General features: G+C 70.2%; 22 protein-coding genes. 9 read left to right on the top strand and 13 right to left on the bottom strand.

All coding sequences use genetic code 11. The features are described 5' to 3' along the window. A partial coding sequence (locus ABZ459_RS17235) for a roadblock/LC7 domain-containing protein (protein ID WP_357971204.1) occupies nt 1-281 on the bottom strand: 281 nt, incomplete at its 3' end. Continuing rightward, nucleotides 278-3,163 (bottom strand): nitrate- and nitrite sensing domain-containing protein, encoded by a 2,886-nt coding sequence (locus tag ABZ459_RS17230; protein WP_357971203.1) that lies wholly within the window; start codon nt 3,161-3,163, stop codon nt 278-280. The genes ABZ459_RS17235 and ABZ459_RS17230, both read right to left, overlap by 4 nt. 391 nt (nt 3,164-3,554) lie before the next feature. Between ABZ459_RS17230 and ABZ459_RS17225 the strand changes: the two genes are divergently transcribed. The 4 genes from ABZ459_RS17225 to ABZ459_RS17210 are packed head-to-tail and all read left to right on the top strand — an operon-like array spanning nt 3,555 to nt 7,126. Continuing rightward, on the top strand, nt 3,555-4,541 hold the full coding sequence (locus ABZ459_RS17225; protein ID WP_357971202.1) for an ABC transporter substrate-binding protein: 987 nt from the start codon (nt 3,555-3,557) through the stop codon (nt 4,539-4,541). Beyond that, nucleotides 4,541-5,317, top strand: a complete 777-nt coding sequence (locus ABZ459_RS17220) for an ABC transporter permease (RefSeq protein ID WP_357971201.1) — start codon at nt 4,541-4,543, stop codon at nt 5,315-5,317. The genes ABZ459_RS17225 and ABZ459_RS17220 overlap by 1 nt, the downstream gene beginning before the upstream one ends. Continuing rightward, the gene (locus ABZ459_RS17215) at nt 5,314-6,105 is read left to right on the top strand and encodes an ABC transporter permease subunit (RefSeq protein WP_357971200.1); all 792 of its coding nucleotides are present in this window, start codon (nt 5,314-5,316) and stop codon (nt 6,103-6,105) included. The genes ABZ459_RS17220 and ABZ459_RS17215 overlap by 4 nt, the downstream gene beginning before the upstream one ends. A 16-nt stretch (nt 6,106-6,121) precedes the next feature. Continuing rightward, complete coding sequence (locus ABZ459_RS17210) at nt 6,122-7,126, top strand: methyltransferase (RefSeq protein WP_357971199.1); 1,005 nt, start codon at nt 6,122-6,124, stop codon at nt 7,124-7,126. Nucleotides 7,127-7,151: 25 nt separating this feature from the next. Here ABZ459_RS17210 and ABZ459_RS17205 read toward each other — a convergent pair whose 3' ends face one another. The 4 genes from ABZ459_RS17205 to ABZ459_RS17190 all read right to left on the bottom strand — a co-directional run bounded on the left by ABZ459_RS17205 (nt 7,152) and on the right by ABZ459_RS17190 (nt 11,365). Continuing rightward, on the bottom strand, nt 7,152-7,718 hold the full coding sequence (locus ABZ459_RS17205) for an ATP/GTP-binding protein (protein WP_357971198.1): 567 nt from the start codon (nt 7,716-7,718) through the stop codon (nt 7,152-7,154). A gap of 7 nt (nt 7,719-7,725) precedes the next feature. Continuing rightward, nucleotides 7,726-8,073, bottom strand: coding sequence for a DUF742 domain-containing protein (locus ABZ459_RS17200; protein ID WP_125632598.1), 348 nt, complete (start codon nt 8,071-8,073; stop codon nt 7,726-7,728). 71 nt (nt 8,074-8,144) lie between these two features. Next, entirely contained in the window at nt 8,145-8,567 is a 423-nt protein-coding gene (locus tag ABZ459_RS17195; RefSeq protein WP_020546542.1) for a roadblock/LC7 domain-containing protein, read from the bottom strand. After that, nucleotides 8,564-11,365 carry a nitrate- and nitrite sensing domain-containing protein gene (locus ABZ459_RS17190; RefSeq protein ID WP_357971197.1) on the bottom strand — a complete coding sequence of 934 codons (2,802 nt, stop codon included), beginning with the start codon at nt 11,363-11,365 and terminating at the stop codon, nt 8,564-8,566. The genes ABZ459_RS17195 and ABZ459_RS17190 overlap by 4 nt, the downstream gene beginning before the upstream one ends. Nucleotides 11,366-12,145: 780 nt before the next feature. Between ABZ459_RS17190 and ABZ459_RS17185 the strand changes: the two genes are divergently transcribed. From ABZ459_RS17185 to ABZ459_RS17175, 3 genes are read left to right on the top strand one after another with little or no spacing between them, the layout of a single operon-like run. Beyond that, entirely contained in the window at nt 12,146-13,021 is an 876-nt protein-coding gene (locus tag ABZ459_RS17185) for an ABC transporter substrate-binding protein (RefSeq protein WP_357971196.1), read from the top strand. Beyond that, a complete protein-coding gene (locus ABZ459_RS17180) occupies nt 13,018-13,836 on the top strand; it encodes an ABC transporter permease subunit (protein WP_357971195.1) in 819 nt (272 codons plus the stop codon). The genes ABZ459_RS17185 and ABZ459_RS17180 overlap by 4 nt, the downstream gene beginning before the upstream one ends. Then, nucleotides 13,833-14,663 (top strand): ABC transporter permease subunit, encoded by an 831-nt coding sequence (locus tag ABZ459_RS17175; protein WP_357971194.1) that lies wholly within the window; start codon nt 13,833-13,835, stop codon nt 14,661-14,663. The genes ABZ459_RS17180 and ABZ459_RS17175 overlap by 4 nt, the downstream gene beginning before the upstream one ends. Here the strand turns inward: ABZ459_RS17175 and ABZ459_RS17170 are convergent. Continuing rightward, entirely contained in the window at nt 14,650-15,084 is a 435-nt protein-coding gene (locus tag ABZ459_RS17170) for a pyridoxamine 5'-phosphate oxidase family protein (protein ID WP_357971193.1), read from the bottom strand. The two genes, ABZ459_RS17175 and ABZ459_RS17170, sit on opposite strands and share 14 nt — an antisense overlap. 82 nt (nt 15,085-15,166) lie before the next feature. On the opposite strand from ABZ459_RS17170, the gene ABZ459_RS17165 reads away from it, so the two are divergent. Together ABZ459_RS17165 and ABZ459_RS17160 are read left to right on the top strand one after the other, a co-directional pair. Further along, nucleotides 15,167-16,459 carry a flavin-dependent oxidoreductase gene (locus ABZ459_RS17165; RefSeq protein ID WP_357971192.1) on the top strand — a complete coding sequence of 431 codons (1,293 nt, stop codon included), beginning with the start codon at nt 15,167-15,169 and terminating at the stop codon, nt 16,457-16,459. A gap of 105 nt (nt 16,460-16,564) precedes the next feature. Next, a complete protein-coding gene (locus ABZ459_RS17160) occupies nt 16,565-17,338 on the top strand; it encodes an ABC transporter ATP-binding protein (RefSeq protein WP_357971191.1) in 774 nt (257 codons plus the stop codon). Between the two features lie 117 nt (nt 17,339-17,455). Here ABZ459_RS17160 and ABZ459_RS17155 read toward each other — a convergent pair whose 3' ends face one another. The 6 genes from ABZ459_RS17155 to ABZ459_RS17130 all read right to left on the bottom strand — a co-directional run bounded on the left by ABZ459_RS17155 (nt 17,456) and on the right by ABZ459_RS17130 (nt 25,039). Further along, nucleotides 17,456-18,007 carry an ATP/GTP-binding protein gene (locus ABZ459_RS17155; protein WP_357971218.1) on the bottom strand — a complete coding sequence of 184 codons (552 nt, stop codon included), beginning with the start codon at nt 18,005-18,007 and terminating at the stop codon, nt 17,456-17,458. A 7-nt stretch (nt 18,008-18,014) separates the two neighbouring features. Then, the gene (locus ABZ459_RS17150; protein WP_055507219.1) at nt 18,015-18,419 is read right to left on the bottom strand and encodes a DUF742 domain-containing protein; all 405 of its coding nucleotides are present in this window, start codon (nt 18,417-18,419) and stop codon (nt 18,015-18,017) included. A gap of 19 nt (nt 18,420-18,438) precedes the next feature. After that, complete coding sequence (locus ABZ459_RS17145) at nt 18,439-18,852, bottom strand: roadblock/LC7 domain-containing protein (protein WP_201760494.1); 414 nt, start codon at nt 18,850-18,852, stop codon at nt 18,439-18,441. 5 nt (nt 18,853-18,857) lie between these two features. After that, complete coding sequence (locus tag ABZ459_RS17140) at nt 18,858-22,121, bottom strand: nitrate- and nitrite sensing domain-containing protein (RefSeq protein ID WP_357971190.1); 3,264 nt, start codon at nt 22,119-22,121, stop codon at nt 18,858-18,860. A gap of 251 nt (nt 22,122-22,372) precedes the next feature. Then, nucleotides 22,373-23,770 carry an aminobutyraldehyde dehydrogenase gene (locus ABZ459_RS17135; protein ID WP_357971189.1) on the bottom strand — a complete coding sequence of 466 codons (1,398 nt, stop codon included), beginning with the start codon at nt 23,768-23,770 and terminating at the stop codon, nt 22,373-22,375. Between the two features lie 18 nt (nt 23,771-23,788). Continuing rightward, nucleotides 23,789-25,039, bottom strand: coding sequence for a glycosyltransferase (locus ABZ459_RS17130; protein ID WP_357971188.1), 1,251 nt, complete (start codon nt 25,037-25,039; stop codon nt 23,789-23,791). Between the last annotated feature and the right edge of the window lie 16 nt (nt 25,040-25,055).

The raw sequence follows: 25,055 nt of genomic DNA, 5'->3' as shown, positions 1-25,055 counted from the left end.
TCGCTGATCGACATGATCAGCATCAGCCCCCGCTGCATCTCCACGATCGTCTGGTTGACCGCACCACCCTCGAACACCCTGGCCGCACCCTGCGTGAGACTCACCAGTCCCGACGCGATGGCAGCCAGCTGATCAGCCCGGTCAGCCGGAAAACCCGACGACGCCGCGAGCGGCAACCCGTCGGATGACACGACCACCGCGTGCGCGACCCCCGGGACGGTACTGACGAAGTCGGTGATCAACCAGTCGACTCCGCGTGCCGCGTGGCTCAGGTCATTCACGCGCCCTCCTCCCTACTGTCGTTCCTAGGACCGGATTGGTATGTCCTGCCCTCGCTGATGTCGTCACGCGCTGCTCGGAAACCCTGCTGGAAGCTCGACAACCTGCTGCGCACCCGGTCCGGCGAGACCGACGGCATGGGAGCCACGCCCTTGGGCGCGGACGCCGTGTCCGCCGATCCGGGCACCAGGTTGGCCTTGGGCACCCGCTTGGGCAGCCCGGCCGCCGTCGAGCCGTCGCGTACGGGCTCCACCACGGACGCCGCCGCGTTCCAGCCGGCGTCGGCCTTGGCCGAGCCCCAGGTGGCGCTCGGCTCGCCTTGGTCGAACCAGGCCGACTCCACCGCGGCGAATATCGGCAGATACTCGTCCCCGCCGGAGGCGGGCTTGACGACGGGGATCGGGCCGGTCGCCGCCGACTCGGTCTCGGGGTAGTCGTACGGGGACGCGGACGGCGTCTCCTGCGGCGGAGCCGACCAGGGGCGGGGCTCCTCGGGGGGCAGGCCGCGCTGCGGCGGCGCGTGCTCCCCGGTGACCGGCCCGCGCGAGGACACCCAGACGTCGGACGACGAGTCCGGCAGCCAGTCGGAGCCGGTGTTCGTCGACTCCGTCGAGGGCCACTGCGGCATCGCGGACGGCATGGAGGACGACATCGAGGACGGCAGCGAGCTCGGCACCGACGGCCACGACCCGCCGGCCGGCTCGGACGGGTACGACGGGTAGGACGGGTGCCCGGGGGCGAGCCCGAAGCCCGACGCGCTGGGCCACTGCTGGGCCCCGGCGGCGGGCTGGGAGGCGGCGAAGGCGTCCTCGCGGGAGGTCGTGGCGGCGGTGTTGCCGCCCGCGCCGGCGACCGCGACGGGCTGCGCGCCGAGCAGCGTCTCAGGGATGAGGACCATGGCGGTCAGGCCGCCGGAGCCGTGCGGGCGCAGCTGCACCCTGATGCCGTGCCGGTGGGCCAGCCTGGCGACCACGAACAGGCCCATGCGGCGGGAGACCGACACGTCCACGGTGGGGGCGTCGGTCAGGCGCTCGTTGGCCTGGACCAGTTCGTCGCCGGTCATGCCGATGCCGGAGTCGCTGATGGAGAGCATGATCCCGCCGCCGTCGATCCTGCTGCCGGAGACGGGGACGCGGGTCTCGCGCGGGGAGAACGACAGCGCGTTCTCGATGAGCTCGGCCAGCAGGTGGATGACGTCGTTGACGGCCTGGCCGGCGATGGAGACGCCCTCGGGGACCTCCAGGACGACGCGCTCGTAGTTCTCGACCTCCGACAGGGAGGCGCGGGCGACGTCGACCAGCTTGACCGGCTGGCTCCAGCGCCGCGGCGGGTCCTGACCGGCCAGCACCAGCAGGTTCTCACTGTTGCGCCGCATACGCGTGGCCAGATGGTCCAGCTTGAACAGGTTGCCGAGCCGCTGCTCGTCCTGCTCGCCCTGCTCCAGACCGTCGATCAGGGTGATCTGCCGCTCCACCAGCGTCTGACTGCGCCGCGACAGGTTCACGAACATCGCGTTGACGTTCGAGCGGAGCCTGGACTCCTCACCGGCCAGCCGGACGGCTTCGCGGTGGACCTCGTCGAAGGCGCGGGCGACTTCACCGATCTCGTCCTTGGAGTTGACCTCGATCGGCGGGACCTGGAGCTGTTCCGGGCTGACGTCGGTGTTGCGCAGCTGCCTGACCAGGTCGGGCAGCGTCTGGCCGGCGATCTTCAGGGCGTCCGAGCGCAGGCGGCGCAGCGGGCGTACCAGCGAGCCGGCCATCAGGGCGGTGATCGCGAGCACCAGGACGAGCAGACCCACCACGACGCCGATGTTGATCGCGGCGAGCTGCCGGTCGCTGCTGGCGATGTCGGCGCTTCGGGTGGCGATCTGCTCCGACAGCGACTTCTGCACGGTGTGCAGGCGCTCGACGGTCTCCGTGATGGACTGGAACCACTGGTCGGTGTCGTCCCTGGTCGAGGTGTCGAGCCGGCGCAGTGACTGGTTGGCGTTGTGCAGCAGCACCGCGCGGCTGGCGTAGAACTCGGCGCGGCCGATCTTCAGGCTGGCGACGGTGTTGTCGTAGAACTGGCGCTGCGCGGGCGTGGCGACGGCGCGGAAGGAGTCGCGCTCGCTGCTGCGGCGGGAGCGGGCGTCGAGGAAGGCGTTGTACTCCGGCTCCTCGAACGAGCCTCTGATCAGGGCGCTGGTCAGCAGGCCGCGCTGCTTGGAGGCCTCCTCCTCGGCGCGGGCGACGGCGCGCAGGGCCGCGCTGGTGGCGATGATCTCCTCGTCCGTGGAGCCCTGGCCGAGCTCGTCGTAGAGCTGCAGCAGCTCGGCGATGACCTCGGAGTACTTCTCGCTGGTGGGCAGCGGGCCGAGCTTGGTCTCGGCGACGGCCTTGCGCATCGTGGGGATCTGGCCGAGCCGGATCCGGATGTGGTCGAGGGACTTCCTGCCGAGGTCGGACAGCGCCGTTTCGGACTTCTTGCCCGCCTCCAGGGTGCCGGCGATGCGCTTGTCGACGATCTCGTGCTGGCTCTTCAACCGCTGCTCGTCGGAGGATCCGCGGTTGGTGGCGACGTGGCGGGTGGCCAGGTCGCGTTCGAGCCCGAGGTCGCGGGAGAGCTCGCCGAGCTGTGCGACCAGGGTCCCCACGCTGCTGATGTCCTGGTACTGCTGGGCGCTGCTGATCGACGTCGTGACCCGCAGGGCGCCGAGGACGACGGCTACGAGCGTGGGAATGGCGATGAGGGCGATGAGGCGGGTACGCACGCGCCAGTTGCGCAGGGCGAACGGGCTGCCCGCCTTGGGCGCGTGGGCCTGCTGCACCTCGCCGTCCGCGGCCTTTTCCGGGGCGTCCGGAGCCCTGCCACGACCGGAGCCGGTCGTTGTTGTCCTCACTGGTGGCAACCTCTCGCCATGGCCTGCTTCAGGGGGGAATCAGCGGCTTCGTCACGCGGACGAGTGATCGCAGGCAAGTTCGAGGCCCAATTTGAGCACAAACCTCATACTTAGGCCAACGTTTCGGTGGTTTTCAACCGTTCCACATCGCACTCCCTTCACGTCGCATGCCACCGCACACGGAGCGCAACCACCGTCCCAATACGGACAAATCACCACTAAACGTACTTAATCTCTAGATTTACATCTATAACGCTGATTTGTCATATTTTCGCGATAAACCTACATATACGCGGCATAGCGCTGTAGATCCGAAGACGGCTCCGGTACGCTTCACGCCCGGCATCCCGTGCCGATCTCCGGAACTTCCCCCTGGTAGGAGAACCCCCCCATGACACGCACTATGCGCGGTCACGCCATTGTCGTCGGCGTGGCTCTGGCGCTCACCCTTGCCGGCTGCGGCGGAGGCGGCGGCGAGACCGCGAAGAGCTCGGCCAACAGCAAGGGCCTGGAGAAGACCACCATCAAGGTCGGCGCCCTCCCCGTGCCCGACGTTGTGTCGGTCTATCTTGCCAACGAGAAGGGCTTCTTCAAGGAAGAGGGACTGACCGTCGAGCCGGTCACCATCACCGGCGGCGCGGCGGCGTTGCCGCAGATCGAGAGCGGCGCGCTCGACATCTCCCAGACCAACTACGTCTCGACCTTCCTCGCGGTGAGCAAGGGCAAGAAGATCAAGCTGGTCGCGGACATGTACCAGGCCGCGCCGAACACGTTCAACATCATGGTGCCCAAGGACTCCCCCATCAAGACGGTGGCGGACCTGAAGGGCAAGACGGTCTACGTCAACAACGTCAAGAACATCGCCACCCTGGCCGTGGAGACGCAGCTCAAGGTCGCCGGTCTGGCCGAGACCGACGTCAAGTTCATGGAGAAGCCGTTCCCGGAACAGGGCAACGCGATCAACACCGGGCAGGCGGACGCGGGCTGGATGACCGAGCCCTTCATCACCGCCAACCAGAGCGCCTTCGGCTTCCGCAAGCTCGCCGACACCATGACCGGCCAGACGGAGGACTTCCCCATCGCCGGCTGGATGGCCACCGAGGACTGGGTGCAGAAGTACCCGAAGACGCTGGCCGCCTTCCAGCGGGCCATCGCCAAGGCGCAGCAGCTCGCCTCCAGTGACCGCAAGGTCATCGAGGAGACGCTGCCGAAGTACACCAAGATCGACGCCAAGACGGCCTCGGTGATCACGCTCGGCACGTACCCGAGCGAGCTGAACGAGAACCGGCTGCAGAAGGTCGCCGACCTGATGCTGGAGTACAAGTACCTCACCAGCCCGGTCGACGTGAAGTCGGTCATCGCCGCCCCTGCCAGCTGATGAACACCGCGCGTCTGCTCCGCGGCGCCGCCGGCGCCGCGGGGTTCCTCATCGCCGGTGAGCTGGTCATCCGCTTCGCGCTGAGCGACGGCGTGATCTTCCCGGCGCCCTCCGTCATCCTGTACGAAGCCGTGCGCCTGCTCGCCGACCCGGTGTTCGTGGACGGCCTGGTCACCACCCTCACCAACTGGGCGCTCGGCCTGCTCGCCGCCATCGTCGTGGCCGTGCCGCTGGGCGTGCTGCTGGGGGCGGTGCCGCCGGTGGAGCGGGCGATCCGGCCGCTGCTGGAGTTCATGCGCCCGATCCCCTCGGTGGCGATCATCCCGCTGGCGATCCTGCTGATCCCGGTGGACGGCCTGATGAAGGTCTCGGTCATCGTGTACGCGTCCATGTGGCCGATCCTGATCAACACCCTGTACGGCATGCAGGACGTGGACCCGCTGGCCAAGGAGTCGCTGCGCAGCTTCGGCTTCGGCCGCCTGGCCGTGCTGGCCCGGGTCAGTCTGCCGAGCGCCGCGCCCTTCGTCGCGACCGGCGTCAGGATCGCGGCCGGCATCGCGCTCGTGCTCGCTGTGAGCGCCGAGCTGCTGGCCGGCGGCACGGCCGGGATCGGCGTCTACACGATCCAGGCGGGCAGCGGCAACCGGATGGACCTGATCATGGCGGCGACGTTCTGGGCCGGGGCGTTCGGGGTGTTCGCGAACCTCGTCCTGCTGGCCGGCGAGCGGCGGCTGTTCCGCTGGCACCGCGTCCGGATGGGAGCGTCGGAATCGTGAGGCGGCTGTCGAGGCTGTGGGTGGTGCCGGTCGTGCTGGTCGTCTGGGAGCTGCTCGGGCGGCTCATCGACGACAGCGACTTCCCGCCGCCGCTCACCATCGTCACCAGCATGTACCAGATGTGGTTCTCCGGGCCCGTCTCCCATCTCTTCCTCACCGAAGAGGCGATCGGCAACATCCTGCCCAGCCTCGGCCGCATGTTCAGCGGCTGGATCCTGGCCTCGCTGCTCGGGGTGCTGCTCGGCGTGGCGCTCGGCCGTTCCAAGGCGGCCACCGACTACGTGGACGCGCTGTTCGAGTTCGGCCGGGCGATCCCGCCGCCGCTGCTGCTGCCGCTGTTCGTCGCGCTGTTCGCGCGCACCGAGTACGCGCAGCTCAGCATGCAGCTCGCCACGATCGTGTTCGGCGTGATCTGGCCGGTGCTGCTCAACACGATCGAGGGCGTCCGGGCCGTGGACCGCACCTACACCGAGACCGCCACCGTGTTCGGCCTGTCCAAGGCGCAGCGCCTGCGCGTGGTCGTGCTCCCCGCCGCCTCGCCGAAGATCTTCGCCGGGCTGCGGCTGAGCCTGTCGCTGGCGCTGATCCTCATGGTGATCTCGGAGCTGTTCGGCAGCACGGACGGCATCGGCTACCAGCTCCTGCAGGCCCAGCGCAGCTTCGACGGGCCCGGCGTGTGGGCCGCGATCGCCCTGCTCGGCATCCTCGGCTACCTGGTGAACTCGCTGTTCGTGCTGGCCGAGCGCCGCCTGCTGGTGTGGCACCGGCAGGCCAACCGCAACGTCTGACTTCTGGAAGGACCCCATGCCCCACTCGGATGACCTCCTTTGGGGGGCCGTGGCCGACATCTCGCGCTTCGCCGCTCTGCTGACCATGGCGGAGCTCGGCCTGGCCGACCATCTCGCCCACGGTCCGCTCAGCACCACCGACCTGGCCGCCCGCTGCGAGGCCGACGCCCCCAGGCTGCGCCGCGTGCTGCGCGAGCTGGCCGGGATGGGCGTCGTCCGCGGCGCCGGGCCGGACATCTACGACCTGACCGAGCGCGGCACGGCGCTGCGGTCGGACGTGCCCGACTCGGTGCGCTCGTCGATCCGGATGCTCGGCGAGGAGGGCTTCTGGCACGCCATGGGCAACCTGCCCGCGACCGTCCGCGACGGCGGCTCGGCCTTCGCCGCCCGCTACGGCCACCTGTACGAGTACCTGGCGGCCAACCCGGGAGCGGGCAAGCTGTTCGACGACTACATGACCGCCCGCGCGATCCCCTTCACCGAGGGCCTGGCCAAGCGGTACGACTTCCCGGCCACCGCGACCATGGTGGACGTGGCCGGCGGCAAGGGCCACATCCTGGCCACGGTCCTGCACGCCAACCCGGACATGCGCGGCATCCTGTTCGACCTGGAGCACGTGGCGGACCGGGCCAGGGAGCTGCTGGCCGCCGAGGGGCTGGGTGCGCGGAGCGAGGTCGTCACCGGCGACTTCTTCACCGAGGTCCCGGCCGGCGGCGACGTCTACCTGCTGGCCAGCGTCCTGCACAACTGGGACGACGAGGACGCGGTCACCATCCTGCGCAACGTCCGCCGGGCGATGAACCCCGGCGGCCGCGTCCTGGTGCTGGAGGTGGTGCTGCCCGACGACGAGGCGCCGCACCTGGGCAAGGACATCGACATGCGGATGCTGGCGATCTTCGACGGCGGCGCCGAGCGCAGCCGGGAGCAGTACACGGCACTGCTCGACCGGGCGGACCTGCGCCTGGCCGAGGTCGTCGAGCTGGGCGCGGGAGCCAGCCTCATCGAGGCCCGGCCCCGCTGAGCGCGAGGGGCGGCGGCGTGCCGGATCAGCTGCCGCCGCTCCAGCCCGGCACCGCCATCCTGATCGACAGGGCGTGCTCGACCAGGTGGATCAGCGCGCTCTTGACCGAGTCCTTGGAGCGCGCGTCCAGCCGGACGAGCGGGATGTGGGGGGCCAGCGTGAGGGCGTCGCGGACCTCGGCGTCGCTGTGCGGGTACTGGCCGTCCCAGCCGTTGACGCCCACCACGAACGGCAGTTGCGCCTCCTCGAAGTAGTCGAGCGCGGGAAAGCTGTCGGCCAGGCGGCGGGTGTCCACCAGCACGACCGCGCCGATCGCGCCGCGCACCAGGTCGTCCCACATGAACCAGAACCGGTGCTGGCCCGGCGTGCCGAACAGATAGAGGATCAGGTCACGGTCGAGCGAGACGCGGCCGAAGTCCATCGCGACGGTCGTCGTCGACTTCAGCGGCGTCATGCCCAGGTCGTCGATCCCCGCGGAGGCGTCGGTCATCACCGCCTCGGTGGTCAACGGCATGATCTCCGAGACCGCGCCGACGAACGTCGTCTTGCCCACCCCGAAACCGCCGGCCACCACGATCTTCGTTGAAGTCAAGCCGGGGCTAGAGCCTGCGAAGTCCACTGAGCACCCTTTCGAGCAGATTAACGTCCGGCCTGCCGGCGTCCAGCTGTGGCTGATGCACGCGGACCAGGCCCTCGGCCGCCATGTCGGCGATCAGAACACGCACCACGCCCAGCGGGATCCGCAGCAGCGCCGACACCTCGGCCACGGACCGGACCTGCCTGCACAGCTGGCTGATCGCCTGGTACTCCGGCGTGATGTGGGAGAACTCCCGGTGCTCGGCGGTCGCCGACGACACCAGGGCCTCCATCGCCAGCTTGACCCTGGGCGCCGTCCGCCCACCCGTCACCGCGTACGGGCGGACGGGTGAGGCGGGGTCGGGCTGCAGCTGCGACTGGGGCTGTGGCTTGGGCGGAGGCGCCCAGCCGCCGCTGTTCCATCTCTGGTCCGTCACCTACATCACCTGGTCTGGCTGGCGCGCAGCTCGGCCCGCACCGCCGGGGTCAGCACCTGACCGGCGCGATCCACCATCAAGGTCATCTGGTACGCCACCAGCCCCATGTCACAGTCCGGAGCCGCCAGGACCGCCAGACACGAGCCGTCGCTGATCGACATGATCAGCATCAGCCCCCGCTGCATCTCCACGATCGTCTGGTTGACCGCACCACCCTCGAACACCCTGGCCGCACCCTGCGTCAGGCTCACCAGTCCCGACGCGATCGCAGCCAGCTGGTCAGCCCGGTCAGCCGGAAAACCCGACGAGGCCGCAAGCGGCAACCCGTCGGACGAGACGACCACCGCATGTGCCACACCGGGGACCGTGCTGACGAAGTCGGTGATCAACCAGTCGACTCCGCGCGCCGCGTGGCTCAGGTCGTTCATGCGCCCTCCTCTCTTTCACTGTTGTGGGGTTCACCGTTGTAGGAGCCGCGAGGGCCCGGCTGGAACGCCTTGCCCTCGGTGATGTCGTCGCGGGCCGCCCGGAAGCCCTGCTGGAAGCTGGACAACCTGTTCCGCACCCGGTCCGGCGAGACCGAGGGCATCGGGGACACGCCCTTGGGCGAGGCGGCGGTGTCGGCCGAGCCCGGCACCAGGTTCGCCTTGGGCACCCGTTTGGGCAGGCCGGCCGCGGTCGTGCCGTCGCGGGCCGGTTCGGCCACCGCCTCGGCCGCGCTCCAGCCGGCGTCGGCCTTCGTCGAGCCCCAGCCGCCCTCGTTACGCCCGAACCAGGCCGACTCGACGGCGGCGAAGATCGGCAGGTAGTCGTCCCCGGCGGAGGCGGGCGGCACGGGCGGGATCGGGCCGGTGGCCGCCGACTCGGTCTCGGGGAAGTCGGGCCGCCGGCGCTGGAGGCCGTCCTGCTTCCAGGGGGGCGGCGGCTCGGCCGCTGGACGCTTGGGCAGCCCGCGATCGCCGTTGTTGCGCGGCGGCGACCAGATGTCGTGGCTGTCGAAGCCGCCGCCGTGCGGGTCGGAGGGCCAGCCGTCGGACGGCCACTGCGGCCAGTTGCCCCCCGCCTCCGGGTTCGACGGGTACGACGGGTGCGCGGGGCCCATCTGGTAGGTGGGCCGCGGCCAGTCCTGTCCGGCGGCCGGCGGCGCCTGCGGCCAGTCGGCCGCCGGCGTGAGCGGCGCCTGCGGCCAGTCGGCTCCCGGCGCGGGCGGCGCGGGCGGCCAGTCGGCCCCGGCGGAGGCGGCGGCGGGCCAGTCGGCCTCGGGAGGAGCCGAGACCGGCGGCCAGTCGGTGGCCGGGGGCGCCGCGTGCGGCCCCACGTACGGCTCGCTGCCGGACGTGCTCTCGGCCGCCGCCGGCTGCATGCCCCCGAACCCGGGCGGCTGCGTGCCGAGCATGTTCTCCGGGACGAGCACCATGGCGGTCAGCCCGCCCGAGCTGTGCGGGCGCAGCTGCACCCTGATGCCGTGCCGGTGGGCCAGCCTGGCGACCACGAACAGGCCCATCCGCCGCGAGACCGACACGTCGACGCTGGGCGAGTCGGTGAGGCGGTCATTGGCCTGGGCCAGCTCCTCGGGGGTCATGCCGATGCCGGAGTCGGTGATCGACAACATCACGCCGCCGCCGTCGATCCTGCTGCCCGACACCGCCACCCTGGTCTCGCGCGGCGAGAACGACAGCGCGTTCTCCACCAGCTCGGCCAGCAGGTGGATGACGTCGTTGACGGCCTGGCCGGCCACCGACACGCCGTCGGGCACCTGGAGCACGACGCGCTCGTAGCTCTCGACCTCCGACAGGGAGGCGCGGGCGACGTCGACCATCTTGACCGGCTGGCTCCAGCGCCGCGGCGGATCCTGACCGGCCAGCACCAGCAGGTTCTCACTGTTGCGCCGCATACGCGTGGCCAGATGGTCCAGCTTGAACAGGTTGCCGAGCCGCTGCTCGTCCTGCTCACCCTGCTCCAGACCGTCGATCAGGGTGATCTGCCGCTCCACCAGCGTCTGACTGCGCCGCGACAGGTTCACGAACATCGCGTTGACGTTCGAGCGCAGCCGCGCCTCCTCACCGGCCAGCCGCACCGCCTCGCGGTGGACCTCGTCGAAGGCGCGGGCCACCTCGCCGATCTCGTCGTGGGTGTCCACCCCGATCGGCGGGACGGGCCCGACCTTGCCGTCCCCCGCCTCGCGGAGCTGCCGCACGGTCTCCGGCAGGCGTTTGCCGGCGATGTCCAGGGCCTCGCCGCGCAGCCTGCGCAGCGGCCTGATGAGCGAGCGGGCGATGAAGGTGATGATGATCAGCACCACGATCAGCAGGATCATGATGAGCACGCCGGAGATCAGCGCCGACCGGTTGGCCGCCTCCTCCAGGGCACGGGCCCGCAGGATGACCGAGGAGGCCAGCGACTTCTCCACGCTGCGCAGGGCGTCGATCTTGCCCGTGCTGACGTCGAACCAGGTGCCGACGTCCTTGTCCGGACGTACGCCGATGCTCAGGGGTTTGGCCTCGACGGACTGGGCCATGGCGCGCAGCCGGAACAGGTCGGTCTGGTCGACGTCCCTGCCCACCACGGTGTCGCGGTAGAGCTCCAGCTGGTCGAGGCTGGCGAGGGTGGCGAACAGGGTCTCCTCGCTCTCCTCGCGCGCCTTGGCGTCGGAGAGCGCGTCGAGCTCGCCGCTGTCGAAGCTCTTCTTGTCCAGGGCGCTGGCCAGGATGCCGCGCTGTTTGGACGCCTGCTCCTTCGCGCGCGCGATGGCCGCCATGGAGCTGGCGCTGTGGGAGATGTCGTCGTCCACCGCGACCTGTCCCACCTGGTCGTGGAACTGCAGGAGGGTGGCGATGATCTGGGAGTACTTCTGGATCATCGGCAGGGGCTGGATCTTGCCCTTGACGGCGGTGTCGCGCAGGGTCTGGATCTCCTCCAGGCGGCGCAGCACCGGGCGTACGGAGTCGGCGTGGGTGTCGGTGAGGGCGCCGGCCCGCACCTTGGCCTCGTCGATGAGGTTGTCGACCCCGCTGTAGGTGGTGCGGAGCTGGGCCGCGCGGCTCTCCGGACGGCCTTGGGCGATGTAGAGAGCGGTCTCGTCCCGTTCGAAGGCCAGTTCGTGCGTGACGGCGCCGAGCTGCTCGCTGAGCTCGGCCACCTCTCTGAGTGTCTGGTAGGTGTTGGCGTCCCTGAGGGAGGTGATCACGTTCAGCCCGCCCAGACCCACCGCGACAGCCGTGGGCACGACGATCAACGCAACGAGGCGCGATCGTACGTGCCAATTGCCCAATCCGAACCTGTTAGAAGCAGGTTTGGGCAGCCGTCGCTTCTGGTGCCCGTGCGGCTCGCGGTCAGCGGAAGCTTCAGCGCTCTGCGTTCTCACTTGCCTCGCAACCTCTCGCCCCGGAGGGGAATTCTCGAAGACCATGCAGGTAAATGCACGTGGGGCAATATGTACAATCGAGATGAGGGCCATTTGAGCACAGGTGCCGGTCAGGACCAACCACCTATAGTGCTCCTCTGAGGCATATATCCCGGATTGTCCAAAAATTGTGACAAAATTGGTAGACCGCCGTTTACCTGCAAAAACGGGCAGCCGAAACGTGTTCCGCAAGCCCCCTTCCGCCCGCGGAACGATCCAGGTCAGCTAGTCCCACCAGTAACAGATGCCCCGGTCGCCACCCTCTTTCCCAAAACGGACAAAGACATCTCACGCCTCTATTTACGATAGAGCGGCAAACGGACATTGCAACCACAAGAGTCATTTTCTTGATAATGACTGCCAATGTGGTGCTACGGTCGTTTCCTGCTTGTTCGTCAGGCACTCAGCCCCGGGGGCAGTTCAGCCACCCGGTCCCCCCGGCTCCACGTCTTGAAGGGAGTCCCTGACATGAGGCTTGGCCGCTCCGCCAAGGCCGCCATCATCGGGTTCGCTGTGACTTTAGGCGCCGTAGCGTGCAGCACCGGCGGCTCAACCACCGCCAGCGCACCACCCTCCGCCTCCGCGAACGGCGGCGGCGGCGCCTTGGAGAAGACGAAGCTCAAGATCGCCACCCTGCCCGCCATCGACAGTGCCGCCATCTACGTCGCCATCGACCAGAAGCTCTTCGAGCAGGAAGGGCTGGACGTCACCCCGCAGGTCGTCCAGGCCGCCCCCGAGGCGATCCCCATGCTGGTCAACGGCGAGATCGACGCCATGTTCGGCAACTACGTGTCGATGTTCCAGGCGCACGACAAGGGGGCGATCAAGATCCACGTGCTCGCCGAGGGCTCGCGGGCCGCCCCCGACTCGCTCAGCATCATGGCGCTGCCCAACTCCCCCATCAAGACGCCGAAGGACCTCGCGGGCAAGACGATCAACGTCAACGTCCTGCACAACTTCCAGGAGCTCGCACTCACCCAGGTGCTCAAGGCCAACAACATCGACCCCGGCACGATCAAGTACGTCCCCGTGACGTTCCAGAACATCATGGCCTCGTGGAAGAGCGGCCAGATCGACGCCGCCTACCTGGGCGAGCCGCAGGTCACCGCGGCGACCTCGTCGATGGGCGCGCGCAAGATCCTCGACCCGGCCTCCGGGCCGGCGGCGGAGTTCCCGATCTCGGGATACATCAGCACCCAGGACTGGTACGACAAGAACCCGAAGACGGCGGCGGCCTTCCAGCGGGCCATCCACAACGCGGCCAAGCTGATGGAGAACAACCGTGAGGTGGTGGCCAAGGTGCTGCCGAACTTCACGCAGATCGACGCGTCCACGGCGGCGACGGTCACCTTCCCCTACTTCTCCAGCTCCGACAACCCGGTGCGGCTGCAGCGGGTGGCCGACTGGATGTGGGAGGCCAAGTGGCTGGGCAAGGAGATCGACGTCAAGACGTTGATGTCGCCGACGACGTCGGGGTGAGCAGCACTGCCACGGGCGTCGTCCGCCGTCCGGCCGGCGCCGCCACGCGGTGGTCGCGCCGGGCGGCGGGGGCGGCCGGCTTCGCCGTCCTCGTCGAGCTGCTGAGCCGGTCGGGGCTGGTGGACGCCGAGGTGCTGCCGCCGGCCACGCGGATCGTCGGGCGCGGCGTGGCGCTGCTCGCCGATCCCGCCTTCCTGACCCACGCCCGCACCAGCCTGCTGGCCTGGGCCCTCGGGCTCGGCCTCGCGGTGCTGGTGGCGGTGCCGCTCGGCCTGCTGCTCGGCAGCGTGCCGGTGATCGACGCGGCCACCCGCTCGGTGGTGGAGTTACTGCGGCCGATCCCGTCGGTGGCGCTGATCCCGCTGGTCGCCCTCGTGATCGGCACCGGCCTGCAACTCCGCGTCACGCTCGTGCTCTACGCCGCCGTGTGGCCCATCCTCTACAACACCATGTACGGCCTGCGCGGCGTCGACCCCGTCGCCAAGGAGACCCTGCGCTCCTACGGCTTCGGCCCGCTGTCGGTGCTGCTGCGCGTCAGCCTGCCGTCGGCGGCGCCGTTCATCACCACGGGCGTGCGGCTGGCGGCGTCCGTGGCGCTCATCCTGACCGTCAGCACCGAGATCGTGGCCGGGCGCGGGGAGGGCATCGGCGTGTTCATCTTCTTCGCCGGGATCGCGGTGCCGGCCAGGATGACCGACATCCTGGCCGGGGTGTTCTGGGTGGGGCTGTTCGGCGTGCTGGTCAACGCGCTGCTGGTGGCGGCCGAGCAGCGCGCCTTCCGCTGGCACCACGCCCGGCTGACGGAGGGGTCGTGACCGGGGCCGGGCGCGGGCCGTCGGCGCGCGACCGCACGCGCGGCACGGCGTTCCGGGTGGCCGTGCTGGTCGTGCTGGTCCTGGCCTGGGAGGCGGGCACGCGGCTGGCGGGCAGCTCGTTCTTCCCGCCGCCGACGACGATCGTGGCCCGGATGCACCAGATGTGGTTCTCCGGCCCGCCCGGCAGCCTGTTCCTGACCGGCGCGGCGGTGGACGACGTCCTGCCGAGCCTGGGTCGGATGGCGGGCGGGTTCGCGGGCGGTGTGGTGGCCGGGGTGGTGCTCGGGCTGGCGTTCGGGCTGTCGGCGCGGGTCTACGACTATCTCGACGGCGTCCTGCAGTTCCTGCGCGCGATCCCGCCGCCCGCGCTGGTCACCGTGTTCCTGGTGGTGTTCGGCTTCGGGCTGCGCATGCAGCTGGCGTTCATCATGTTCAGCGTCGTGTGGCCGGTGCTGCTCAACACCGCCGACGGCGCGCGGGCGGTCGATCCGCTGCACCTGGACACCGGGCGGGTGTTCCGGCTGTCGAGGACCGAACGCCTGCTGCGGGTCGTCCTGCCGTCGGCGCTGCCGAAGATGTTCGCCGGGCTGCGGCTGTCGCTGTCGTTGTCGCTGATCGTCATGGTCTTCGCCGAGCTGCTGCCGGGGGCCTCCAACGGCATCGGGTTCCAGCTCACCACCGCGTACTCCACGTTCGACCTGCCCGCGATGTGGGCCGGGATCGTGCTGCTGGGCGTGCTGGGCTACCTGCTCAACGAGCTGTTCCTGGTGGCCGAGCGGCGGGTGCTGGCCTGGCATCTCGGCGCGCAGCGGCTCACGGAGCAGTGAACGTGCCGGCGGCGACCGGGCGGCTGCGCGGCGGTTCGTAGGCGCCCGAGTCGATGCCCCACGACGCGACGGCCAGCGGCATGATCTCCACCCATACGGGCTCGTACCCGGGTTTCAGCCGTTCGCCGCCCTTGGCATGGACCCGCCCGACCCCCTGGACGAGGACGCCGCGCGGCCCGTCCTCGGTGAAGTCGTCCACGACGAGCGACACCTCGGGGTTGTCCCTGACGTCACGGCGGTACCGCCGCGGACGCACGCCGCCGGGCAGCAGGCGGGAGCCGACCGCGATCATGCCGCGGTCCGGCTGGAGATGGATGCGCACGGGCACGACGTGCGGCGTTCCCCCGGGCCCCGCCGTGGCGAGCCGCGCCAGGTCGTGCTCGAGCAGGTAGGCGAACTCCCCGTCACTGAATCCGCGCATCACACACCTCACACCCAGATAGGAACGAGGTTAGTGGGATAAGTCTGGTCTTCGGCCTGCAAAGGGCGAGAAACTTATCGTCATGTTCCCCGTCAGGGACACGTGGGACCGGATCGAGACCACTGGGGGCGACGTGAGGACGATGGTCGTGGGCGCCGGGATCGGCGGGCTCACCACCGCGCTCAGCCTGGCGGCGGCCGGGCTGGAGTGCGTGGTCGTGGAGGCGGCCGCCACGCTGAGGCCGCTCGGCGTCGGGATCAACCTGCAACCGCACGCCGTACGGGAGCTGACCGAGCTGGGGCTGGCCGGCGAGCTGGCCGCGCTGGGCGTGGAGACGACCTTCATGACCTTCGCCGACCGGCACGGCAACGTGATCCTGGCGCTGCCGCGCGGGCGCTCGGCCGGCTACCGCTGGCCGCAGTACAGCATCCACCGGGGCGAGCTGCAGATGGCGCTGCTGGCCGCGGTCGAGGAGCGGGCCGGCCCGGTGCGGACGGGCGTCCGCCTGGAGGGCTTCGAACAGGACGGCGAGGAGGTCCTCGTCCGGCTCCGGCAGGGCGGCGAGCTCGTGGAGGAACGGGTTGACGTGCTCGTCGGCGCGGACGGCGTGCAGTCCACGGTACGGGCGCTGCTGCACCCGTCGGGCGACCCGCTGCTGTGGTCGGGCATCAGGATGTGGCGCGGGGTGGCCGAGGCCGACCCCATCCTGGACGGCGCCACCGTGCTGGTGGGCGGCTCCAACCGGGCCGGGAAGTTCGTCACCTACCACGTCTCGGCCAGGAACCCCCGGCTGGTCAACTGGGTGGCCGAGGTCAAGGTGGCCGAGCCGGGCGTCGCCGCGGAGGCCGACTGGTCGCGCGCGGGCCGGCTGGAGGAGGTGGCCGCGCACTTCGCGGACTGGCGGTACCGGCCGGCCGACGTCCAGGGGTTGCTCGCGGCCTCCCCGCGCATCCTGGAGTACCCGATGGTGGACCGGGACCCGCTGCCCGTCTGGGGAGAGGGCCGGGTGACGTTGCTGGGCGACGCCGCGCACCCGATGTACCCGATCGGCTCGAACGGCGGCTCGCAGGCGGTGCTCGACGCGCGGGTGCTGGCCCGGTGCCTGGCGACGTCCGGCGACCCGGTCACGGCGCTCAAGGCGTACGAGGAGGAACGGCGTCCGCCCACGTCGGCGCTAGTGGTGGCGCATCGGGCGCTGCCCATCGAGGATACGATCGGGCTGGTGACCGAGCGCGCGCCCGACGGGTTCGCCGACATCGCCGACGTGCTGACGGAGGCCGAGCTGGCCGCCATGGCCGGGGCGCAGCGGCGCATCTCCGACGCCGACGTCCGGGCGCTGAACGAGCGGGAGTCGTGGAGCGTACGCATCCCATGACAGCCGTGAAGACTCAAGGGTAAGATCCGACACCGTAGAGCCATACCGACATTTCCGGCTTCCCGAGTCGGTCCTCCGCTCGCGGCCTCGCCCCCTAGGACATCCATGCTCGAGATAGAGAACCTCTCCCACGTGTACGGCGGCGGTGGCCCCAACGCTCACCACGCCATCGAAGGGCTGAACCTGAGCGTCGCCGCGGGCGAGCTGCTGTGCATCGTCGGGCCGTCGGGGGCCGGGAAGTCGACCCTGCTGCGATCCATCGCCGGGCTGATCAGGCCGACGGGCGGTGAGGTGAGGGTCGAGGGCGAGCTGGTGCGGCAGACCCCCGACAACCTGGCGGTGGTCTTCCAGGACTACAGCCGTTCGCTGTTCCCGTGGATGTCGGTGGCCGACAACGTGGCCCTGCCGCTGCGCCGCAGGGGCATGGACAAGCAGCAGCGCCGCGAGGCCGCCCAGGAGGCGCTGGAGTCGGTCGGGCTCCAGGGCGCCGAGAAGAAGTACCCGTTTCAGCTCTCGGGCGGCATGCAGCAGCGGGTGGCGATCGCGCGGGCGCTGGCCTACCGGCCCTCGCTCATGCTCATGGACGAGCCGTTCGGCTCGGTCGACGCCCAGACCCGCGAAGACCTGGAAGACCTCGTGCTCAAGGTGCGCGGCCACCACCAGATGACGATCGTGCTCATCACCCACGACATCGACGAGAGCGTCTACGTCGGCGACCGCGTCGTGGTGTTGTCGAAGGCGCCCGCACACGTGGTCGGCGACCTCAAGGTCGACCTGCCCGAGCCGCGCGACCAGATCACCACCCGCGAGCACCCCGACTTCGTGCACCTTCGCGCCGAGGTCGGCCGTCTGGTGCGCGGCCACGCCGCCACCGTCTGACGCGCGGGCGGGCCGGCCTCAGCCGCGGGCCACGGGCAGGGCGATGTCGCCCTCGCGGCCGCCGTCACGTCGACGGGCGCGCGCGGATCGGGATGCGCGCGCCCGGTGCGCGTCCGGCTATACCGGCGTGTGGGAGTGGCGGGTGAGCGCGTGCTCCACCAGCGTGATCAGGGTGGATTTCACCATGTCGCGCTGGCGGGCGTCGAGGCGGACGATCGGGATGTGACCGCCGACGGACAGGGCCTCGCGGATCTCGTCCTCCGCGTGGGCGAACTGGCCGTCCCAGCCGTTGATGCCGATCACGAAGGGCAGCTTGGCCTCTTCGAAGTAGTCGATGGCGGGGAAGCTGTCCGCGAGACGGCGCGTGTCCACCAGGACGACGGCGCCGATCGCGCCGCGCACGAGGTCGTCCCACATGAACCAGAACCGGTGCTGTCCGGGGGTGCCGAACAGGTAGAGGATCAGGTCGCGATCCAGCGACACACGTCCGAAGTCCATCGCCACGGTGGTGGTCGTCTTGTTCGGCGTGAGCGAGACGTCGTCGACGTGGGCCGAGGCGTCCGTCATGACCGCTTCCGTGGTGAGCGGCAGGATCTCCGAGACCGCTCCCACGAACGTCGTCTTCCCCACGCCGAAGCCCCCGGCCACGACGATCTTCGTCGAGGTCAGACCGGGGCTAGAGCCTGCGAAGTCCACTGAGCACCCTTTCGAGCAAGTTGAGGTCCGGCTTTCCCGCGTCCAGCGCAGGCTGGTGCACGCGGATCAGGCCCTCCGACGCCATGTCGGCGATCAGCACCCGGACCACACCAAGGGGCTGGCGTAAAAGGGCGGAGATCTCGGCAACCGACCGGACGTTCCGGGTCAGCTGAATGATCGCCTGATACTCCGGACTCAGTAGGGAAATGTCTTGGTATTCCGACGTCACGGAGGACACCAAAGCCTCCATGGCGAACTTCATCCGCGGCGCGGTGCGCCCCCCGGTCACGGCATAAGGCCGTACCAGGGAGCTCGGCTTCTGCGGACGAGGGGCCGCCGGATGCGGCGGAGTGCTATCACCAGCCCAACCCTGACCTGACACCATGATCTCCTGTCACCGCCCGCTAGCGGGGGCGGGCCGCTTGCAGCTCAGCGCGTACGGCCGGGGTGAGCACCTGACCGGCCCGCTCGACCAGCAGCGTCATCTGGTACGCCACGAGGCCCATGTCACAGTCGGGAGCCGCCAGGACGGCCAGACAGGACCCGTCGCTGATGGACATGATCATCAACAGCCCGCGCTGCATCTCGATGACGGTCTGGGTCACCATGCCGCCCTCGAAGACCCGCGCGGCGCCCTGCGTCAAACTGATCACGCCCGAGGCGACCGCGGCGAGCTGGTCGGCCCGGTCCTTGGGGAAACCCTCCGAGAAGGCCAGCGGCAGGCCGTCGGACGACACCACGACGGTGTGCGCGACGCCCGGCACGTTGTTCACGAAGTCGGTGATCAGCCAGCTGATGCCACGCGCTCCCTGGCTCATCTCTCTCATTTGTCCTCCTCATTCTCTTCGCCGCGGGTGAACGCGCGGCCTTGCCGCACTCCCTGCTGGAAGCTGGAGAGCCTGCTGCGCAACCGCTCGGGCGAGATCTGCGGCGGCGGTGACGTGGGCTGCGGCTCGGCGAGACTGGCCGTACCGGGCACGAGGTTGGCCTTCGGCACCCGGCGCGGCAGGCCCGAGGACGTCGTGCCGGCCTGGGCGGGCTGCGCGGCGGCCTGGGCCGCCTGGAAACCGGAGTCGGCGGGCGAGGACCACGACGCGCCGGCGCCCGACTGGCCGGGCTTGCGCTGCGGCAGCCCGGACCGGCCCACCGCCGGGGCGGCGGGCGGCGCGGCCGCCGGAGGCTCGGCGGGCACGGCCGGGTGCACGGCGGTGATCTCGTGCTCGGGCTCCTGCTCCAGCTGGCGCAGCTGCTCGGGGTCGGGCCTGCGGAACCAGTCCGAGCCGACGGACGAGAAGATCGGCAGGAACTCCTCGCTCTGCTCCTCCAGGGGCGAGGTGCGCACCACGGGGAGCGGGCCGGTCAGGTCCTGGGAGGAGTAGTCGCCCTGGCCGAACGGGCCGTAGGCGCCCGGACGGCTCTGCTCGAACTGGTCGGCGGGCTTGGGCTCCTCCGCGCCGAACCCCGGAAGGTCGCCGAACGCCGCCCGGTAGGGCTCCTCGCCGAACGCCGAGGGGCCCGGCCGGTCGACCGACTCGAACAGGGACCGTCGCGGCGGCTCGTCGCCGAAGGCCGACTGGCCGAGCGAGGTGTCGCCGAAGGACGGCGAGCCGAAGGAGGACCAGCGGGGCTCCTCCGTCCCGCTCTGCGGCGGCTCGGTGGCGAAGGACGGCCAGCGGGGCTCGTCGTCCTGCAGCGGCGGCGGCTGCTCGGCGAAGGAGGGCCAGCGCTGCTCGCCCCACGGGGACTGGGCCTGCGGCTGCGGCTCGGGCTGGGCCGCGGGCGGCTCATCGGCGAAGAAGGGCTTGGGCGCGTCGCCGAAGGACGGCTTCGGCTCCTCGCCGAAGAACGGCTTGGGCTCGTCGGCGAAGAAGGGCTTCGGCTCCTCGCCGAAGGACGGCTTGGGCTCCTCGGCGAACGACGGCCAGCGCGGCTCGTCCCGGCCCGGCTCCTCGCCGAAGGATCCCCAGCGGGTCTCCTCCTGGGCCGACTCGTCGGCGAAGGACGGCCAGTTGCCGGTGCCCGGCGCGGGCAGCGAGCCCGGCCACTGCGTGTCCAGCACCCGGTCGGCCGCGTCCGGCGCGGAGACGGGGGCGCCGTTCTGGCTCGCCTCGGCAGGCGGCGGGGCGACGCCGAACTGGCTCGGGTCGAACGTGGTGAACGCCTCGTACTGGCTGCCGGGCTGCTGCGGCATGCCGGCGCCGCCGCTGATGAGCATGTCAGGCATCATCACCAGCGCGCTCAGGCCGCCGGTCTCCCGCATGCTGAGCTGGACGCGGATGCCGTGGCGCAGCGCCAGGCGGCCGACCACGAACAGGCCCATGCGGCGGGAGACGCCGACGTCCACGACGGGCGGGTTGGCCAGGCGCCAGTTGGCCTCGGCGAGCTCCTCTGGGCTCATGCCGATGCCCAGGTCGTTGATGGAGATCATGACGCCGCCGTCGGCGGCCACGCTGGAGACCTCGACCTTGCTCTCGCGCGGCGAGAAGGAGATCGCGTTCTCGATCAGCTCGGCAAGCAGGTGGACGGCGTCGGTGACGGCCGGGCCGACGATCAGCGTGCCGGACGGGATCTTGATCTGGACCCGCTCGTAGTTCTCGACCTCGGACAGCGAGGCGCGGGCGATGTCGACCAGCGGCACCGGCTCGCTCCACTTGCGCGCGGCCTCCTGGCCGGCGAGGACCAGGAGGTTCTCGCTGTTGCGGCGCATGCGGGTGGCCAGGTGGTCGAGGCGGAAGAGGTTCGCGAGCCGCTGCTCGTCCTCCTCGCCCTGCTCCAGGCCCTCGATGAGCTGGAGCTGCCGTTCGACCAGCGTCTGGCTGCGGCGGGAGAGGTTGACGAACATGGCGTTGACGTTGGCGCGCAGCTTGGCCTCGTCGCCGGCCAGCCGGAGCGCCTCGCGGTGGACCTCGTCGAAGGCCCGCGCCACTTCACCGATCTCGTCACGGGTGTTGACGCCGACCGAGGGCACTTCGGGCACCTGCGCGCCCTCGCCGGACTCGCGCAGGATGCGGACGGTCTCCGGCAGCCGGGTGGTGGCCACCTGGAGCGCCTCGGCGCGCAGCCGGCGCAGCGGGCGGACCAGCGAACCGGCCACCCGGGTGGTGATGATCAGGACGAGCAGCAGCAGGACAAGGATGGTCGCGCCGCTGATGATCGCGTTGCGCTGCTCGGTGTCGCTCAGCTCGCGGGCCCTGGTCACGATCTTGGTGGCCAGCGCGTCCTCGACCTTGCGCATGGTGTTGCCGGCCAGGGTGGTGCTGTCGTACCAGCGGCTCAGGTCGCGGGCGGAGGTGACGTCGAGGTCCCGGATCCGGTTGTACTCGCGGACCTGGGCCAGGGCGCGCTGCCGCATGGCGTCGGCGCGGTCGATGTCCGGGCCGCGCATGCCCTTCTGGTACGCCCGCAGGTCCGCCGGGGCGGCCTCCCGCTCGAAGGCGGTCAGCTCGGCCTGCTGGCGGCTCCACGAGCCGAGGAACTCCGACAGGTCGTCGTAGTCCAGCTCACGCTCAATGAGCGCGATCATGAGAATGGCCTGCTGCCTGGAGACTTCTTCCTTGACCCGCTGCAGCGAGCCGAGGGCGGCCACGTCACCCTGGAGGTCGTCGTCGTTCACGCCGTCGCCCAGGTCGCCCTGGATCGCGGAGAAGACGCCGATCATCGTGGTGTACGTGGTGATCGCGGCTCGCGGGGGCACGCCCTCGGCCACCATCGACGTGCGGAGGCTGTCGAGGCCGGTGAGCCACCGGCGCATGTTGTCCACACCGTCGCGGATACGGGCCGAGTGCGCGGCGTCGATGGCGTTCGCCGAGGCCAGCACCTTCTTCTTGGCCGCGTCGACGGCCGCGCGCTGGGTCTTGAGCTGGACGAACCGCCCCGCCTTCGACTGGTCGGTGACGTACCACGCGGTGAGCGTGCGCTCCTTGGCCAGCTCGTGGTTGAGCCCGCCGATGCGCTGCACCAGCTCGGCGACCTGGGTCAGCCGGCGGTACTCGGAGCTCGTCCCGATGGCGTTGGCGAGCTGCACGCCCGCGAGGAGCACGCCCACGATGGTGGGGATGAGGATCAGCGCGATCAACCTCGAGCGCACACGCCAGTTCCCCAGCCGGAACCTTCCGCCTGTGTACTCCCCTGACCTCGTGTGCCTGGGGTTTTCCGTCCTCACTGACTCTCGCTACCTCTCGCCGGTACGTGCTCGAAAGAAATCAGACACGCGTGTGGCGCATGGGATTCTGTCCGGCTGGGTAATTGGAACACAGTCCGTACCAGACGGCCAACCGTACATTTCCCACTAAATGCACCCAAAGCGACACTTTGGGCGTCATATCGCCGTACACGTTTTCAGGCGGGCCGGAACGAATCCCGCTCCACGGGTGCCGCGTGCTTGACCATCAGGTGACGTGTCACCGAATACTCCTGCACCGCCTCCTGGCTCATGTCCTTGCCGAACCCGCTGCCCTTCACGCCGCCGTGCGGAGCCTCGCTGGCGATCGGCAGATGATCGTTCACCCAGGTCACGCCCACGTCGAGCCGGTGGGACACGCGCATGGCCCGCGCGACGTCGCGCGACCACACCGACGAGGCGAGCCCGTATGGGGTGTCGTTGGCCAGCCGGACGGCCTCGTCCTCGCCGTCGAACGGCAGCGCCACAAGGACCGGTCCGAAAAGTTCACCTTGGACGATCTCGCTGTCCTGTGCGACATCGGTCACAAGCGTCGGCGGGTAGTAGAACCCGGGCCCCTCGACGGGCGCGCCGCCGTGCACGATCCGACCGCCCGAGCGCGACACGAAGCCGTGCACGCGCTCGCGGTGGGCGGCCGAGATCAGCGGGCCGATGTCCGTCGCCGGGTCCCAGGGGTCGCCCACGGTGATCCCGGCGAGAGTCGCCCGGATGGCCTCCACGGCGTCGTCGTAGATCTCGCGCGCGACGTAGACGCGGGTGGCCGCGGTGCAGTCCTGGCCGGTGTTGTACGTGGCGCCCATGGCCACGCCGCGGGCCATCTCGGCCAGGTCGGCGTCCTGGAAGACCAGGGCGGGCGCCTTGCCGCCGAGTTCGAGGTGCACCCGCTTGAGCGTGGCCGCCGCGCCGGTCATGACCGCCCGGCCGGTGCCGGTCGAGCCGGTGACGCTGACCATGTCCACGCCCGGGTCGGTGACCAGCGCCTGGCCCACCTCGGCGTCGCCGGTGACCGCCTGGACCAGCCCTTCGGGCGCGCCCGCCTCGGCGAACAGCTCGGCCAGGCGCAGCGTCGTGCGCGGCGTCTGCGGCGCCGGCTTGATGACCACGGCGTTCCCGGCGGCCACGGCCGGGCCGACCTTCCACACCGCCATGACGAACGGGAAGTTCCACGGCGCGATCGACCCCACCACCCCGACCGGACGGCGCAGCAGCACCGAGGTGTAACCGGCGCTGAACACCCCGGCGCCCGACCCTTCGAGCGAGCGGGCGGCGCCGGCGAAGAAGCGCAGGTTGTCGACGGCGAAGGGCAGCTCGCCGTCCCTGAACACGGCCGCCGGCTTGCCGGTCTCCTCCACCTCCAGCCGGGTCAGCTCCTCGGCGTCGGCCTCCACCAGGTCGGCCAGGCGCAGCAGCAGCCGCTGGCGCTCGGCGGGGGTGGTCTGCGCCCACTCCTCGAACGCGCCCCGGGCGGTCCGGACGGCCGCCGCCACGTCCGCCACCGGTGTGTCCGGGATCTCGGCGCACGGGAGGCCGGTGGCGGGGTTGATCAGTTCACGCATGGAAAGTCCTCGAAATCCCTACTGGCCGAGCTGTTCGATCAGGTCGGCGGCCTTGCGCAGGCCGTCGCGGCGGCGGATCTCCTCGCCCGCCGCGGCGAGCCTCGCGCGCATCTCGGTGTCGCCGAGCAGGCGCTCCACCGCGCCGGTCAGCTCCTCGTCGGTGAAGGTGTAGGTCGAAAGCCTGACACCGTAGCCCAGTTCATCCACCCGCTGGGCGTTGTCGTACTGGTCCCAGAACAGCGGCAGCACGATCATCGGCTTGCCGAAGTGCGCCGCCTCGGTGGTGGTGTTGTTGCCGCCGTGCGTGATGACCAGGTCGCACAGGGGGATGATCTTCGTCTGCGGCAGGAACTCGGCGCCGTACATGTTGTCGGCGAGCTTGATCTCCTCGTGCAGCGGGCCCTTGGAGACGATGTACTGGTGCCGCGTGCCGGCCAGGATGTCGATCACGCGCTGCATCAGCTCCACGTCGGAGGAGCCGAGCGAGCCGAGCGAGAAGTAGATCAGCGAGCCGTCGTTGCGCTCGAAGGGCAGCGTGAAGTCCTCGTCGGTCTCGCGCACCGAGGAGTCGAGCCGGTGCCAGCTCGGGCCGAGCGGGCGGGCGTCGGTGTAGTCGAGGATCTCGGGGAAGACGTAGAGGTTCAGGTCGCCCTCGTGGATGAAGTCCAGGTCGGGCAGCGGGGCGGTGCCCTGCTCGACGCACCACTCGTTGAAGGCGGTCCAGATCTCGCGGTGGGTGCGCTCGTACTCGGCGCGGAAGGCGGCCCAGTCGGAGCGGTCGCCCGCGGGCAGGCCGGAGAAGACCGGCGCGACGTTCTCGCCGCGCACCTCCAGCGGGTTGCAGGAGACGATCCGGACGAACTTCTTGCCCGCCGTGAGCAGCGCCGGGAACGTGATCACGTTGTCCTCGACGATCACGTCCGGGTTCACGCGCTCGATGATGGCCTTGAGCTGCGGCTCGCAGTACTTGGCGCCGTCGATGAGGGAGTCCCAGATGGGCTTGGTGACGGTGTCGAGCTGCTCCAGCGTGCTCTTGCGGTACTCCGGCGCGGTCTCGCGGATGAAGTCCTTCCAGAACTGGCCGGCGTCCTGCTCCTCGGCGTTCTCGGGCGGCGGGGCCAGGTCGACGAGGTCCTCCTCGAAACCGAGCGCTTCGAGCTTGCCCTTCCAGGACGACTCCGCGGCGAAGACGACGCGGTGCCCGCGACGGCGGAGAATGTCGCCGACGCCGATGCAGTTGTTCGTGGGGCCGTACGCGCTCTCTGGCATGAACAGGATGGTGAGG

This window comes from Nonomuraea sp. NPDC005692 (assembly GCF_040631115.1).
In the GTDB taxonomy this organism is placed as follows: domain Bacteria; phylum Actinomycetota; class Actinomycetes; order Streptosporangiales; family Streptosporangiaceae; genus Nonomuraea.
This window is presented reverse-complemented; position numbering and strand designations above follow the sequence as displayed.